Here is a 13,026-nt window from a genome sequence, read left to right on the forward strand (position 1 = left end):
CGCATGAGCGGCCAGTAAGTGTCAGCGCCCCAGCGCCGCGCGGGTCGCGGCGTCGGCCGGGTAGAAGGCCTCGATCGCCAGCTCCGAAAGCGTCACGTCCTGCGGTGTGCCGAACACCGTTGTAGTCGAGAGAAAGGACAATTCGCCCACTTCTGAGCGCAATTTGAGCGGCACCACCGGGCTCGCGCTCACCACCGGCGGCTGGCGGCGCGGTTCGAGCGAGGGCATCGCTTCCAGCTCGGCCAGCAGCGCCTCGATCGCGGCGTCCCCCGTGGCCTTGGCCTCATGGCGCAGGCGCGAGAGGATATGCGCGCGCCATTCGCCATAGTTGACGATGCGCGGCCCCAGCCCTTCGCGATGCAGGCTGAGCTTGAGCACGTTGCACGGCCGCGCCAGCAGCCAGGGTGCCACGCCGACGAGCAGCGGCCCGACCGCATCATTATGCGCGACGAGGTTCCACGCGCGATCGACCACCAACGCCGGGAATGGCTCGTGCCCCTTGAGGATCAGCAGCATCGCCGCGCGCACGTCGGCCAGCGCCTCGTCCTCCAGCGCATGCTCGGCGAAATGCGGCGCATGCCCCGCGCCGAGCAGCAGCCGGTTGCGCTCGCGCAGCGGCAGCTCGAGGCGCTCGGCGAGCAGCAGCACCATGTCGCGCCCCGGCCGCGAGCGCCCGCTCTCGACGAAGCTCAGATGCCGCTGCGAGATGCCCGCCTCCATCGCCAGGTCGAGCTGGCTGAGGCGCCGCCGCGCGCGCCAATGGCGAAGCTGCTCGCCCACCGGCTGGATGGTCTGGTTGGCGGTTTGCTGGATAACGTGCTGCATGGGGAGGAAACTATCGCCGCGATCCGCGCCGCACCACCCTCAACGGTTGCGGTCGATACCAACCCGTCCTAGCAACGCCATCCATGCGTATCCTTGCCCTCGCAGCCCTGCTGCTCGCTTCCGCCGCTCCCGCATCCGCCCTTGCCCAGAAGGTCGCGCCGATCCTCACCACGCCCGAGGCGAAGGACGCCTGGACCCGTGCCCGCCCGGCCGAGGCGCGCGTGACTCATGTCGATCTCGACCTCGACGTGGATTTTGCGAGCAAGACGATCGCCGGCACCGCGACGCTCGACGTGCTGGCGGCCAAGGGCGCCAGGGAGATCGTGCTCGATACGCTCGACCTCGCGATCAGCTCGATCACCGACGAGAAGGGCCGCAGGCTCGTCTATAGGCTCGGCGAGAAGGACGAGCAGCTCGGTAGCGCGCTCACCATCCAGCTGGCCGGCGCAACGAAGATCCGCATCGCCTATGCCTCCAAGCCCGGCGCCCGCGCGCTGCAATGGCTCACGCCCGCGCAGACGTTGGGCAAGGCCAAGCCATTCCTGTTCAGCCAGGGCCAGGCGATCAACAACCGCAGCTGGATCCCGACTCAGGACAGCCCCGGCATCCGCCAGACCTGGCATGCGACGATCCGCGTGCCCGACGGCATCGTCGCGGTGATGAGCGCCCGCGCCGACACGCCGGAGGGCGTCGCGGCGGCAGGCGGCAAACGCGCCTTCCGCTTCACCATGGAGAACCCGGTCCCGCCCTATCTGATCGCGCTCGCCGCGGGCGACCTCGCGTTCAAGGCGATCGGCCCGCGTTCGGGCGTGTGGTCGGAGCCGGGCATGCTCGACGCGGCGGTCGCCGAGTTCGGCGACGTCGAGAAGATGATCGACGCGGCGCAAGCGCTCTACGGCCCCTATCGCTGGGGCCGCTACGACATGCTGGTGCTGCCGCCCTCCTTCCCGTTCGGCGGGATGGAGAACCCGAACCTCACGTTTCTGACGCCCACGATCCTCACCGGCGACCGCTCGAACACCGACGTCGTCGCGCACGAGCTGGCGCACAGCTGGTCGGGCAACCTCGTCACCAACGCGACCTGGGCGGACGGCTGGCTCAACGAGGGGTTCACCACCTATTTCGAGAACCGCATCATGGAGTCGCTCTACGGCAAGGAGCGCGCGGCGATCTATGCCGATCTCGACTATGCCGGGATGGTGCGCGACGTGAAGAATGCCGGCGGCGATGCCGCGCCCTCGACTCGCCTCCACGGCGAGCCGGGCGACAGCGCCGGGCAGCTCGATTACCTCAAGGGCTCGACCTTCCTGCGCACGATCGAGCAGGCGGTGGGGCGCGACCGCTGGGATCCGTATCTGCGCGGCTATTTCGACCGCCACGCCTTCCAGCCGCAGACCAGCGCCGGCTTCCTCGCCGACCTGCGCCAGCATCTGATCAAGGGCGACAAGGCGCTGGAGGCCAAGCTCCAGCTCGATCGCTGGGTCTATCAGCCGGGCATCCCGTCCAACGCGGTGCATGTGACGTCAGCGACGCTGGCGCAGGTCGATGCGATGCTCGCCGCATTCAACGCGGGCGGCCCGGCCTCCGCGATCAAGACCGAGGGCTGGCAGACGCAGCAGTGGAAGCGCCTGCTCGACAACCTCCCCCGCCAGCAGAGCGCCGCGCGCCTCAAGGAGCTCGACGACGCGCTCGGGCTGACCAAGTCGACCAACGCCTATGTCCAGTCGGCGTGGTTCGATCTCGCCATCGCCAATCGCTACGAGCCCGTGGTGCCCGCGCTCGAGGAATATCTGACGCGCGTCGGCCGCAACCTGCTGGTGACGCCGCTCTATCGCGGGCTAAAGGCGCGAGGCGAATGGGGCGAGCCGATCGCGCGCCGCATCTTCGCCAGGGCGAAGCCCGGCTACCACCCGGTGACGGTCGGCGCGGTGACCCGGATCCTCGACGGGAGCTGAGTGGATTCAAGCGATCGGCATCGCGCGCTCGATGATCGCGCGCGCGTCGATCGCCGCGTCGAACGCGCCATAGGCACTGCCACGCGGCGCCAGTCGCAGCCGGCAGAACGCCTCGGCCACCGGGCTCTCCCAGCCGAGCAGCACCGCCGCCTGCGCCGCGAGCGCGAGCCGCTCGACCAGCAGCCGCGCGTTCGCCTCATGCGCCGATTTGAGGTCGATCGCATCGATCCACGCGTCATAGAGCGGATCGCGCCCGCGCCGCACCTCGAGGAAACCCTGCAGCGCCTCGACGCCCTCCGGCTCGCGCGCGATGCCGCGGAGCAGGTCGAGCGCGATGACGTTTCCCGACCCCTCCCAGATCGCGTTGAGCGGCGACTGGCGGAACAGCCGCGGCATCGGCCCCGCCTCGATATAGCCCGCGCCGCCATGGCACTCCATCGCCTCGTAGATCAGGCCGGGCGCACGCTTGCACACCCAATATTTCGCGATCGGCGTCAGCAGCCGCGCAACCGGATCCTCTTCGTCGAACGCCTCGGCGAGCCGCAGCGCGAGCGCGGTTGCCGCCTCGCTCTCCACCGCCAGGTCGGCGAGCACCGCGGCCATCGCCGGCTGGTCGATCAGCCGCCGCTGGAAGGCCGAACGGTGCGCGGTATGCCACAGCGCCTGCGCCAGCGCACCGCGCATCTGCTGCGCCGAACCGATCACGCAGTCGAGCCGGGTGTGCTGCACCATCTGAATGATCGTCGCGACCCCGCGCCCCTCATCCCCCAGCCGTTGCGCCAGCGCGCCATGATATTCGATCTCGGACGAGGCGTTGGAGCGGTCGCCGAGCTTGTCCTTGAGCCGCATCACGCGAAACCCAGCGTTGCGCGTGCCGTCGGGCAGCCAGCGCGGGACGAGGAAACAGGTCAGCCCGCCCTCGGCATAAGCGAGCGTCAGGAAGGCATCGCACATCGGTGCCGAGCAGAACCATTTGTGCCCGGTGAGGGCGTACCAACCGGCCTCCCCCGCCGGCTCGGCGCGCGTCGTATTGGCGCGCACGTCGGAGCCGCCCTGCTTCTCGGTCATCGCCATGCCGATCGTGACGCCGGCCTTGTCCGAAGCCGGGCGGAAGGCGGGATCGTAGCGGCCAGCGGTGATCCGCGGCACCCACGCTTCCGCCACATCGGGCTCGGCGCGCAGCGCGGGAACCGCGGCATAAGTCATCGTCATCGGGCAGCTCGTCCCCGAATCCGCCTGCCCGGTGAGGAACAAGATCGCGGCATGCGCGACATGCCCGGCGGGCGTGCCGTCCCACGCCACCGACGCGAGGCCGCTCTCCAGCCCCAGCCGCATCAGCTCGTGATAGGCCGGGTGGAAGCGCACCTCGTCGATGCGCTGGCCATAGCGGTCGAAGCTCTCCAGCACGGGGAGGTTGCGATTGGCCTCGAGGCCCCACTCGATCACCTCGGCCGATCCGGTCCGCGCGCCCAGCGCCGATAGCCGCTCGGCGTGCCGCGACCCGCCCGCGCGCGCCACCGCATCGGCGAGCGCGCGGTCGCCGGTGAACAGGTTCACCTCCTCGAACGGCGGCGGCTGGTTGAACACCTCGTGCGTGTCGAGCTCGACGATCGGGCGGATGCTGGACATGGCTTCGATCCTCTACGATGGCGCAGCCTATCGCGCCGCCTTCGCCGCTTCCAGCGCCCGCGCCTTCTCGCGCGCCGCGCGCCTCGCCCGCCGCTCGGCGACCAGCACCGCGGCGCGGCGGGGATTGTGAGTCAAGCTCGCGGTCGCGGTGGCGTCGGCCTCGACCAGAAAGCCCTCGGGCGCGATGCGCACCTCACGGATTTCGGCACGGCCCATCTCGCCCTTGAATACGAAACCCTCGAACGGCTGCTCGGCCAGCCACCGATCGGCCTTGGCGAGGCCCTCGTCATAGTTCCTGGTGAAGTCATAGCGGATCGCCGCCATCATGCGCTGACGCAATGCGGTCTGGTTGACCATCTGCAGCAGCAGGTTGAACGCCTTGCTGTCCATGTCCCCCGCGACCACCAGATCGCGGACACCGACGATGCGCTTCTGGATATCGACCACCGGCGCGGCGACGAACCATACCGTCCCCTTGGTCGTCACCGTGCCGGTCTTGAGCGTCATGTCGACGCCCACCGCGACCTGGTTCTGCGGCGTGCCATAGATGGTGACGCTGTGATACTCCGCGTCCGCCTCCAGCCCGCCCTTGAGCTTGGCCGAAGCGAACTGGGGCTTCTGCAGCTCAGCCAGCGCGGCGCGTTCGAGCAGCGGGTAGAGCACCAGCACCGGCACATGCACGTTGATCCCGCGGCCGGGCAGATGGCCCATCAGATTAGGCAGTGGCGTCACCGGCGGATCGGCGGGACGCTCGCCCAGCACCGTCTCGGTCTTGGCCTGCGCGGCGAAGCCCACGACGAGATTGCCGCCCTGCACCGAATAGCCCGAGAAACCGACTCGCTCGGGCGTGAAGCGCGCCCAGATCTGCGGATCGGTCTTGACCCGCACCGAGGTGAAGCCCTTGGCCCAGACGTGCTGCACCTTGGACCGCGCCTGCACCTTGTCGAGGTGGCGCGGCAGCGTGCGTTCGAGATTGGCGAGCAGCTGGTGCAGCTTGGGATCGACCTTCGAGGCAAAGGTGATCCGCCGTCCGAGCAAGTCGATCCCGATCTTGTTGGTCCAGGCATAGTCCGCGGCGACCTTGGCATGCGGGCGCCAGTCCTTGCTCAGGCCAAGCGTTGCGCGAGCCGTCACGTTCATCGCGCCGGTCGCGGTCTCGTGCTTGATGATCTTGCCGATATTCTCCGCACGCACCGTGGCGTTCACCGGCATCGATATACGCAGGACATTGCCCGATCCGGTGAGGCGGATGTGTCCGCGGCGAACGCTGCCCACCAGCCGGCAGCTGATATCGGGCAGCAGCTTGCTCTTGGTCTTGATGCACGCCTGTTGCGGCTCGTCGATGCGATGCAGCTCCATCGGCACCTCGGCGTTGATCGCCTGCTCAAGCTCGGCCATCGGGATGGCGACGGGCAGGCGGATGGTCGACGCTTGTTCCTTGAGCACCAGCGGCTCGGTCAGACGCGGCGGCGCGGGATTGGATGCCTGGTCAGTGCACGCCGCCAGCTGCGCCGCGACGATCGCCAGCCAGCCGGGTCTCATCGCTGTTTCGCGCCAGCTCAACCGCGGCCACGCCCAGCCAGACGCTTCAACGCAGCAAGGTCTTTGGCCCTCACCTCGGGCCATGCTTTCGATTGACCGCAGGTATGGCGCACCTGCATTGCGTCCCGGGCCATCCTTGGTTTGCCCGGATGGGCCGGGATCCGGTTCAGAAACAGGAGGTAGCTGCCGCCGATGTCCGGCTTCATGCCCCGGTCCATGTAGAATGCTCCACTGTTCCTTTCCTGAAAAAACACGATCTCCCGCGGCGGTCTGCCCTTGTAGCTGTCCTGAACCCGGAGAACGTACCGGACGACCGGCCCTCCGTCGCCCCAAAGCCTGCGGTAGGTGGCGCCGGGATTGTCGTTGTAGCGGTTGATGGCGGAAACGACCCGCGCGCGCACCACCCACTCCGCCTCGCGATACTCACGTTGGACGGACGCTCCACTGCACAATGCCGAAGCCGATCCGGGAAGAAGCATCCCGAGCAATGATGACCACAGAAGCAGCACATTGCGTTTCATCGGTCGAATCTATCCCCTGACAGCACTCCACGCCAGCCACAGCCACCCGGCGATCAGCGCGGTTCCGCCGATCGGCGTGACCGCACCCAGCCAGCGCGGCCCGCCCAGCGCCATCGCATAGAGCGTCACCGCGAAAATCGCCCCGCCCGCGACGAACAGCCAGCCCGGCCCCTTCGCGCCCATCTGCGCCGCGACCAAAGCCGCCACCGCATGGATCATATGATATTGCGCGCCGGTCCTGAGCCACTCCTGCGCCTCGCCCGACGCACCGTGCGCGCCGAACGCGCCCGCGCCCACCGCCAGCGCGCCCGACAGCGCCGCCAGGATCACCAGCCAGTTCATGGCCGCCAACTCATGGCCGGTCGTCGTCCGACACTTCCTCGGACGGAAGTGGCTCGGGCTGCTCGCGCCGCGCCGAGAAGCGCAGCTCGGGCCGCTGCGTGATCGCTTCGCGCGCGGCGAGCATATCGCCCGCCTCATATTGCAGCCGCAGCCGTTCGCGGTCGCGCTTGCGGTAGAAATCCTCGGTCTTGTCGATCTCGCTCGGATCGACCCCGACCACCTCCATCGCCAGCCGCGCCATCTTGATCGCCGATTCGAGCAGCTCGCGCACCACCCCGGTGGCGGGCGAGTCCTTGAGCTTGAGCAGCGCGCGCCGGTCGAATGCGCGGACGAAGATCGATGCCTTGGGGAACGCCTCGTGCACCGCCTCGACCAGCTCGGCGCTGACCTGGTCCTGGTCGAGACAGAACAGGATCAGCTCGGCCTCGCCCGCGCCGGCCTGGCGCAGCAGGTCGATCCGCGTGCCGTCGCCATAATAGACCTTGGCGCCGAATTGCCCTGCGACGTCGATCATCTCGATATCGGTATCGACCAGGGTCACGCCGATGCCCTGGGCGCTGAGCATCTGGCCCACCGTCTGGCCGAAGCGGCCATAGCCGATGATGAGCGCATTCGACCCGTCCGACACCGGCCCCTCGCGTTCGCCCTGCGGCTCCGCTTGCTCGGCGCGGAAGCGGCGCGTGAGCATCATCAGGAACGGCGTGGTCGCCATCGACAGCGTCACCACCGCGCTGAACACGCTGACCCCTTCAGGGGCGATCAGCATCGCGTTCTGCGCCTGCGCGAACAGCACGAAGGCGAACTCGCCGCCCTGGCTCAGCAGCAGCCCCAGCCCGAGCGCCTGGCGCCAGCCCATGCGGAAGGCGAGGCCGAGCCCGAAGATCACCACCGCCTTGGTCGCGATCAGCGCCAGCGCCATCGCGATCACGAACAGCGGCCGCTCGGCGATCGCGGAGAGGTCGAGCAGCATGCCGACCGAGAGGAAGAACAGGCCGAGCAGGATCGAGCGGAACGGCTCGATGTCCGCCTCCAGCTCGTGGCGATACGGGCTGTCGGCGAGCATCACGCCCGCGACGAACGCGCCGAGCGCGGGGGAGAGGCCGAGCGCCTGCATCAGCGCCGCGCTCGCCACCACGGTGAACAGCCCGGCGAACACGAACAGCTCGCGCTCGCCCCAGTTACCGATCAGCCGGAACAGCGGGCGCAGCACGTAGCGCCCGGCGAGCACGAGGCCGGTGATCGCGAGCATGGTGTAGAGCCCGAGCAGCCAGCCCGGCGGACCGCCGGCGTCGGCCGGGTTGCGGCTCATCACCGCGATGATCGTGATCAGCGGGACGATCGACAGGTCCTGGAACAGCAGGATCGAGAAGGCGCGCTCGCCGAACGGGGTGCGCAACCGCCCGGCCGATTGCAGCATCGGCAGCACCTGCGCGGTCGAGGAGAGCGCGAGCGGCAGCCCCAGCGCCAGCGCAGCGGCGCCCGAGAAGCCCGCGCCGAACGCGATCACCGCGCTGATCGCGATCCCGCACAGCACCACCTGGAGCAGCCCGAAGCCGAAAATGTCGTTCTTCATCCGCCACAGCCGCGCCGGGCTCAGTTCGAGCCCAACGAGGAACAGCAGCAGGGCGATGCCGAACTCGGCGATCACCATCTTGTTCTCGGCATCGCCGACCAGGTCGAGCAGCTGCGGCCCGACCAGCGCACCCGCGACGAGATAGCCCAGCGTGGCGCCCAGCCCCAAACGGCGGAAAATCAGCACGAACACCAGCGCAAAGCCGAACAGCGGCGCATATTCGGCGATGTAATTGTGGGCGCCGCCGTGCTCCATCAGACGCGCTCGGCGGCTGCGAGCCGCGCGGCTTCGGCGATCGCCTCGAACCCGAGCCGGATCGACGGGTGACGCGCGCTGTGCGGCAGCGCCGGCGCGAAAATCTCCAGCCCCGGCCAGCCGGGCGGCACGTCTCGCTCACCGGCCAGCCAGGCGGTCAGCTCGTCACGCGCCGTCTCCAGCTCCGCGAGCGTCCGCCCCACCGCATGCGCCCCCATCAGCGCCGCGGAGGCCTGGCCGAGCGCACAGGCGCGCACGACCATCCCGATCGCGGCGACCCGGCCGTCGGCGTCGAGATTGACGTCCACCGTCACCCGGCTCCCGCACACCGGCGAGCGCTTCTCGACGCTCGCCATCGGGCTTTCGAGCCGCTCGTGGAACGGGATCGACGCCGCGAGCCGCAGGATCTGGTTATTGTAGAGCGGCGCGTTCATTCGCCCGATGTATCCCCCACAGCCTCATTAGCAAGGCCGTCGCCGTCACTCTCGTTGCCGAACACCGGTTCACCGCGCCGCCGCCGGTCGACGAACTCGGCGATGCTCGCGCTGGTCGCGTTGAGCAGCGGATAGGTGCGCGATTGCGTCATCCAGTCGGGCCGTTGCGCCGGACCGCCGCTCACCGTGTCGACCACCAACGTCACCAGCAGGAAGCCGAGGCTGACCAGAATCAGCCCCTTGAGCGCCCCGAAGCCGAATCCCAGCGCGCGATCGACCGGCCCGAGCAGCCCGCTGCGCACGCGCGACCCGATCGCGTTCGCCACCAGCCGCCCGCCGAAGAAGGTGATTCCCGCGATCAGCGCGAAGGCGAGCACCGCGGCGCCCTGCACCGTCCCCACCGCCCCCGCCAGCATCGCGGCCAGCGGCGTGTGGAGGAACTTCAGCGCCACCACCACGAACAGCCACGCCATCAGCGACAGCACTTCGGTGACGAAGCCGCGCATCACCCCCAGCACCGCCGCGCCGCCCACGGCGATCAGCACGATGATATCGATCGCGGTCAGTCCCATGCCCGTCCTGCCTTTGCCCAGTCAGGCTCATACCGCCCGTGCGGGACTTGTCGAAGCCCGTTTTGCCGCGAACCGTCGCAATATCGAATTTCGATAATATCGATTGACGATACGCCTGAGTGAGTATATCGATATTCGATATCGAGCATATTGGAGGTCGATATGAATGCCGTTCGAGACCGTGATCCGCTGCTGGCGATCACCCAGTTCCTGCTGCGCCTGGGCATCGGCCTGATCGCGCTCGCCGCCGTCATCGTGGCGTTCGCTCTCGTCGCGCTGATTCTCGTCCCCGACCAGCAGCTCCTCCCCCGCCTCTCGGCCGAGGGGACCCGGTGGTGGGTGGTCGCCGCCGTGGCGGTGAGCCTCGTCCTGCTCACGCTCTATCTGTTCTTCACGCTCAACCTCAGCCGGATCGTCGCCACCGTCGGCACCGGCGACCCCTTCCGGCCGGAGAATGCCGACCGGCTCGACCGCATGGCGTGGCTGACGCTCGGCAGCCAGGGCTGCCTGCTCGTGCTCGCCCCGCTGGTCGGGGTGATCGCGAGCCGGATCGACGAGCTGCGCGGCGATTTCGACCTTGGGCTCGACGGTTTCGTCATGGCGCTGGTGCTGTTCATCCTCGCCCGCGTCTTCCGCCACGGCACCGCGATGCGCGACGATCTCGAGGGGACGGTGTGATGGCGATCACCGTGTTGCTCGACGATCTGCTGATCGAACGGCGGATGACCCTCACCGAGTTTGCCGAGCGGATCGACCTGACCCTCGCCAACGCCTCGATCCTCAAAACCGGCAAGGCCAGGGCGATCCGTTTCTCGACGCTGGAGGCGATGTGCCGCGTGCTGGAGTGCCAGCCCGGCGACCTGCTGCGCTACGAGCCGGACGCTTGAACCCCGCCCGGACGGTCCTACGTGACCACCCGACGGCCACATCCTCCTCCCTGCCGCATGCAGGCATCAGGTCCGGGACGGCCCGGCAGCTGCACCAGGGGAGCTGGTGGAGGGGTAATCTCCACTCGCGGGCCGGTTCGTTTGTGGCAACTACCCCTCCACCGCCTGTGGCGGTCCCCCTCCGGGGGAGGAATGAGATGCCGTTACCGCCCCAGCATATGCTCGACGAAGCCGCCGAGGTTCTTGAACCCGGTCAGCGCCATCGTGCCTTCCTTGGGCTGGCTCGCCGGCACCAGCGCACGCGTAAAGCCGAGCTTGCCGGCCTCCTTGAGCCGCAGCGCGCCATGCGCGACCGGACGCACTTCGCCCGACAGCGCGATCTCGCCGAACGCCACCGCGTCGGCCGCGACCGGCCGTTCGGACAGCGCCGAGACCAAAGCCGCGGCGACCGCCATGTCCGCCGCCGGATCCTGCACACGATAGCCGCCGGCGATGTTCAAATAGACCTCGCTGGTCGAGAAGCTGAGGCCACAACGCGCCTCCAGTACCGCGAGGATCATCGCCAGCCGCCCCGAGTCCCAGCCCACCACCGCGCGCCGCGGCGTCGCGCCGCTCGCCAGCCGCACCACCAATGCCTGGATCTCGACCAGCACCGGCCGCGTCCCTTCCATCGCCGGGAACACCACCGTCCCGGTCACGCTCTCGTCGCGGCTGGTGAGGAACAGCGAGGAGGGGTTGCCGACCTCCGCCAGCCCGCCGGTCTCCATCGCGAACACGCCGATCTCGTCGGTCCCGCCGAAGCGGTTCTTGGTCGCGCGCAGGATGCGATACTGGTGGCTGCGCTCGCCCTCGAACGCCAGCACGGTATCGACCATATGCTCGAGCACGCGCGGCCCCGCGAGGCTGCCGTCCTTGGTGACGTGCCCCACCAGCACCACCGCGGTGCCACGTTCCTTGGCGAAGCGGATCAGCTCCTGCGCCGATGCGCGCACCTGGCTCACCGTGCCGGGCGCGCCCTCGATCAAGTCGCTGTGCATCGTCTGGATCGAGTCGATGATCAGCAGCCGCGGCGGCGCCCCGCCGCCCAGCGTGGTCAGGATATCGCGCACCGATGTCGCCGCCGCCAACTGCACCGGCGCATTGCCCAGCCCCAGCCGCCGCGCGCGCAGCCGCACCTGATTGGCCGCCTCCTCGCCCGAAACATAGGCGACGCCAAGGCCTTGCAGCGCCATCTTGGCAGCGGCCTGCAACAGCAAGGTCGACTTGCCGATCCCCGGATCGCCGCCGATCAGCGTCGCCGACGCCTCGACGAAGCCGCCGCCGAGCGCGCGGTCGAGTTCGGCGATTCCGGTCGGCATGCGATCGGGCAGCGGCACCTCAGCGTCGAGCCCGGAGAGCGAGATCATCCGCCCGCCGCCCTGCAGATTATGCTTGGCCTGGAACACCGTAACCACCGCGCCGGCATCCTCGACCAGCGTGTTCCACTCGCCGCAATCGACGCATTGCCCCGCCCATTTGGACGAGACCGATCCGCATTGCTGGCAGACATAGCGCTTCTGGAGTTTGGCCATCGCCGACCGCCTAGCAGAAACGGAACGATTCAGGAACGGTATTTCGCTTCCATCATCTTGCGCCAGCGGTTCTGCAGCGCCGCCGGACGATCGGGATAGCGCTCCTCACGGAACGCAGCGGTCTCGATCCGGTCGATGCGGAAGCTGCGGAAATCCTGGCGCAGCTCGCACCAGGCGAAGACCATGCGCACCGCGTCACGATAGCCGACCAGGAACGGCCAGATGGTGCGCTGCGAGCGCCGCCCCTCGCCGTCGCCATAGTCGAGGTCGAGCTTCATCCCGCGCCGGCACCACAACCGCAATTGCGCCATGTCGAGCGGCTCGACCGGCTCCTCCCAGCGCGGGGGCGCCGCCACCACGGGTTCGAGCACGAGGGCCCGCAGATTCTCGGGCACGGTCGCGGCGAGCTTGGCGATCAAATCCTCCGCCGCCCGCGATAATTCCCGGTCGCCCTGCGCCTTGACCCATTGCGCGCCGAGCACCGCCGCCTCGACCTCGTCGGTGGTCAGCATCAGCGGCGGCAGGTCGAACCCGCCGTCGAGCACATAGCCGATCCCCGCCTCACCGCGGATCGGCACGCGCTGCGCCATCAGCGTGGCGATGTCGCGATAGATGGTGCGCTTGGAGGTCTCCAGCTCCTCGGCAATCACCTCGGCGGTCACCGGCTTGTTGTGCCGCCGCAGCAGCTGGATGATCTGGAACAGGCGGTCGGCGCGGCGCATGGGTTAGATACCTTCCTACTCGATCGTCACCCCGGCCTCGTGCCGGGGTCCACCGGGCGGCACTCGATGCGCGAGCGGCTTGATTGCATCGCACTCGGCAACGTGGATCCCGGCACAAGGCCGGGATGACGGGAATTCAAAGTGCTCCGCATCTCCACCTCGATGTTCGTGAACTTAGTGCCATGCTGCTGACAGCAT

13 protein-coding genes are annotated in these 13,026 nt (G+C 68.6%); 3 read left to right on the top strand and 10 right to left on the bottom strand.

Annotation, left to right across the window (positions count from 1 at the left end; all coding sequences use genetic code 11):
• Nucleotides 1-21 precede the first annotated feature (21 nt).
• Nucleotides 22-825 carry a helix-turn-helix domain-containing protein gene (locus tag OK349_RS05515; protein ID WP_265116818.1) on the bottom strand — a complete coding sequence of 268 codons (804 nt, stop codon included), beginning with the start codon at nt 823-825 and terminating at the stop codon, nt 22-24.
• 83 nt (nt 826-908) lie between these two features.
• Between OK349_RS05515 and OK349_RS05520 the strand changes: the two genes are divergently transcribed.
• Nucleotides 909-2,780, top strand: coding sequence for a M1 family metallopeptidase (locus OK349_RS05520; protein ID WP_265116819.1), 1,872 nt, complete (start codon nt 909-911; stop codon nt 2,778-2,780).
• A 6-nt stretch (nt 2,781-2,786) separates the two neighbouring features.
• Here OK349_RS05520 and OK349_RS05525 read toward each other — a convergent pair whose 3' ends face one another.
• The 7 genes from OK349_RS05525 to OK349_RS05555 are packed head-to-tail and all read right to left on the bottom strand — an operon-like array spanning nt 2,787 to nt 9,648.
• The gene (locus OK349_RS05525; RefSeq protein WP_265116820.1) at nt 2,787-4,409 is read right to left on the bottom strand and encodes an acyl-CoA dehydrogenase family protein; all 1,623 of its coding nucleotides are present in this window, start codon (nt 4,407-4,409) and stop codon (nt 2,787-2,789) included.
• A gap of 27 nt (nt 4,410-4,436) precedes the next feature.
• Nucleotides 4,437-5,951, bottom strand: a complete 1,515-nt coding sequence (locus OK349_RS05530; protein WP_265116821.1) for a DUF4403 family protein — start codon at nt 5,949-5,951, stop codon at nt 4,437-4,439.
• Between the two features lie 17 nt (nt 5,952-5,968).
• A complete protein-coding gene (locus OK349_RS05535; RefSeq protein WP_265116822.1) occupies nt 5,969-6,472 on the bottom strand; it encodes a hypothetical protein in 504 nt (167 codons plus the stop codon).
• A 9-nt stretch (nt 6,473-6,481) separates the two neighbouring features.
• A complete protein-coding gene (locus OK349_RS05540; protein WP_265116823.1) occupies nt 6,482-6,814 on the bottom strand; it encodes a DUF423 domain-containing protein in 333 nt (110 codons plus the stop codon).
• 10 nt (nt 6,815-6,824) lie between these two features.
• Nucleotides 6,825-8,642, bottom strand: a complete 1,818-nt coding sequence (locus OK349_RS05545) for a cation:proton antiporter domain-containing protein (RefSeq protein WP_265116824.1) — start codon at nt 8,640-8,642, stop codon at nt 6,825-6,827.
• Nucleotides 8,642-9,076: an iron-sulfur cluster assembly scaffold protein gene (locus OK349_RS05550; protein WP_265116825.1), complete on the bottom strand. Its 435-nt coding sequence runs from the start codon at nt 9,074-9,076 to the stop codon at nt 8,642-8,644. Before OK349_RS05550 ends, OK349_RS05545 begins: the two co-directional genes overlap by 1 nt.
• A complete protein-coding gene (locus OK349_RS05555; protein ID WP_265116826.1) occupies nt 9,073-9,648 on the bottom strand; it encodes a CvpA family protein in 576 nt (191 codons plus the stop codon). The genes OK349_RS05550 and OK349_RS05555 overlap by 4 nt, the downstream gene beginning before the upstream one ends.
• A 162-nt stretch (nt 9,649-9,810) precedes the next feature.
• On the opposite strand from OK349_RS05555, the gene OK349_RS05560 reads away from it, so the two are divergent.
• Entirely contained in the window at nt 9,811-10,326 is a 516-nt protein-coding gene (locus OK349_RS05560; protein WP_265116827.1) for a DUF2975 domain-containing protein, read from the top strand.
• Nucleotides 10,326-10,535 (top strand): helix-turn-helix domain-containing protein, encoded by a 210-nt coding sequence (locus OK349_RS05565; RefSeq protein WP_265116828.1) that lies wholly within the window; start codon nt 10,326-10,328, stop codon nt 10,533-10,535. Before OK349_RS05560 ends, OK349_RS05565 begins: the two co-directional genes overlap by 1 nt.
• 203 nt (nt 10,536-10,738) lie before the next feature.
• Here the strand turns inward: OK349_RS05565 and radA are convergent, their stop codons facing one another.
• The gene (gene radA, locus OK349_RS05570) at nt 10,739-12,106 is read right to left on the bottom strand and encodes a DNA repair protein RadA (RefSeq protein ID WP_265116829.1); all 1,368 of its coding nucleotides are present in this window, start codon (nt 12,104-12,106) and stop codon (nt 10,739-10,741) included.
• 29 nt (nt 12,107-12,135) lie between these two features.
• Nucleotides 12,136-12,828, bottom strand: coding sequence for a helix-turn-helix transcriptional regulator (locus OK349_RS05575; RefSeq protein WP_265116830.1), 693 nt, complete (start codon nt 12,826-12,828; stop codon nt 12,136-12,138).
• Between the last annotated feature and the right edge of the window lie 198 nt (nt 12,829-13,026).

It is taken from the genome of Sphingomonas sp. BT-65, assembly GCF_026107375.2.
Taxonomy (GTDB): domain Bacteria; phylum Pseudomonadota; class Alphaproteobacteria; order Sphingomonadales; family Sphingomonadaceae; genus Sphingomonas.

Coding starts and splice junctions, on each gene's coding strand:
- OK349_RS05515 (WP_265116818.1), bottom strand. CDS start 825: ATGCAGCACGTTATCCAGCAAACCGCCAACCAGACCATCCAGCCGGTG.
- OK349_RS05520 (WP_265116819.1), top strand. CDS start 909: ATGCGTATCCTTGCCCTCGCAGCCCTGCTGCTCGCTTCCGCCGCTCCC.
- OK349_RS05525 (WP_265116820.1), bottom strand. CDS start 4,409: ATGTCCAGCATCCGCCCGATCGTCGAGCTCGACACGCACGAGGTGTTC.
- OK349_RS05530 (WP_265116821.1), bottom strand. CDS start 5,951: ATGAGACCCGGCTGGCTGGCGATCGTCGCGGCGCAGCTGGCGGCGTGC.
- OK349_RS05535 (WP_265116822.1), bottom strand. CDS start 6,472: ATGAAACGCAATGTGCTGCTTCTGTGGTCATCATTGCTCGGGATGCTT.
- OK349_RS05540 (WP_265116823.1), bottom strand. CDS start 6,814: ATGAACTGGCTGGTGATCCTGGCGGCGCTGTCGGGCGCGCTGGCGGTG.
- OK349_RS05545 (WP_265116824.1), bottom strand. CDS start 8,642: ATGGAGCACGGCGGCGCCCACAATTACATCGCCGAATATGCGCCGCTG.
- OK349_RS05550 (WP_265116825.1), bottom strand. CDS start 9,076: ATGAACGCGCCGCTCTACAATAACCAGATCCTGCGGCTCGCGGCGTCG.
- OK349_RS05555 (WP_265116826.1), bottom strand. CDS start 9,648: ATGGGACTGACCGCGATCGATATCATCGTGCTGATCGCCGTGGGCGGC.
- OK349_RS05560 (WP_265116827.1), top strand. CDS start 9,811: ATGAATGCCGTTCGAGACCGTGATCCGCTGCTGGCGATCACCCAGTTC.
- OK349_RS05565 (WP_265116828.1), top strand. CDS start 10,326: ATGGCGATCACCGTGTTGCTCGACGATCTGCTGATCGAACGGCGGATG.
- radA (WP_265116829.1), bottom strand. CDS start 12,106: ATGGCCAAACTCCAGAAGCGCTATGTCTGCCAGCAATGCGGATCGGTC.
- OK349_RS05575 (WP_265116830.1), bottom strand. CDS start 12,828: ATGCGCCGCGCCGACCGCCTGTTCCAGATCATCCAGCTGCTGCGGCGG.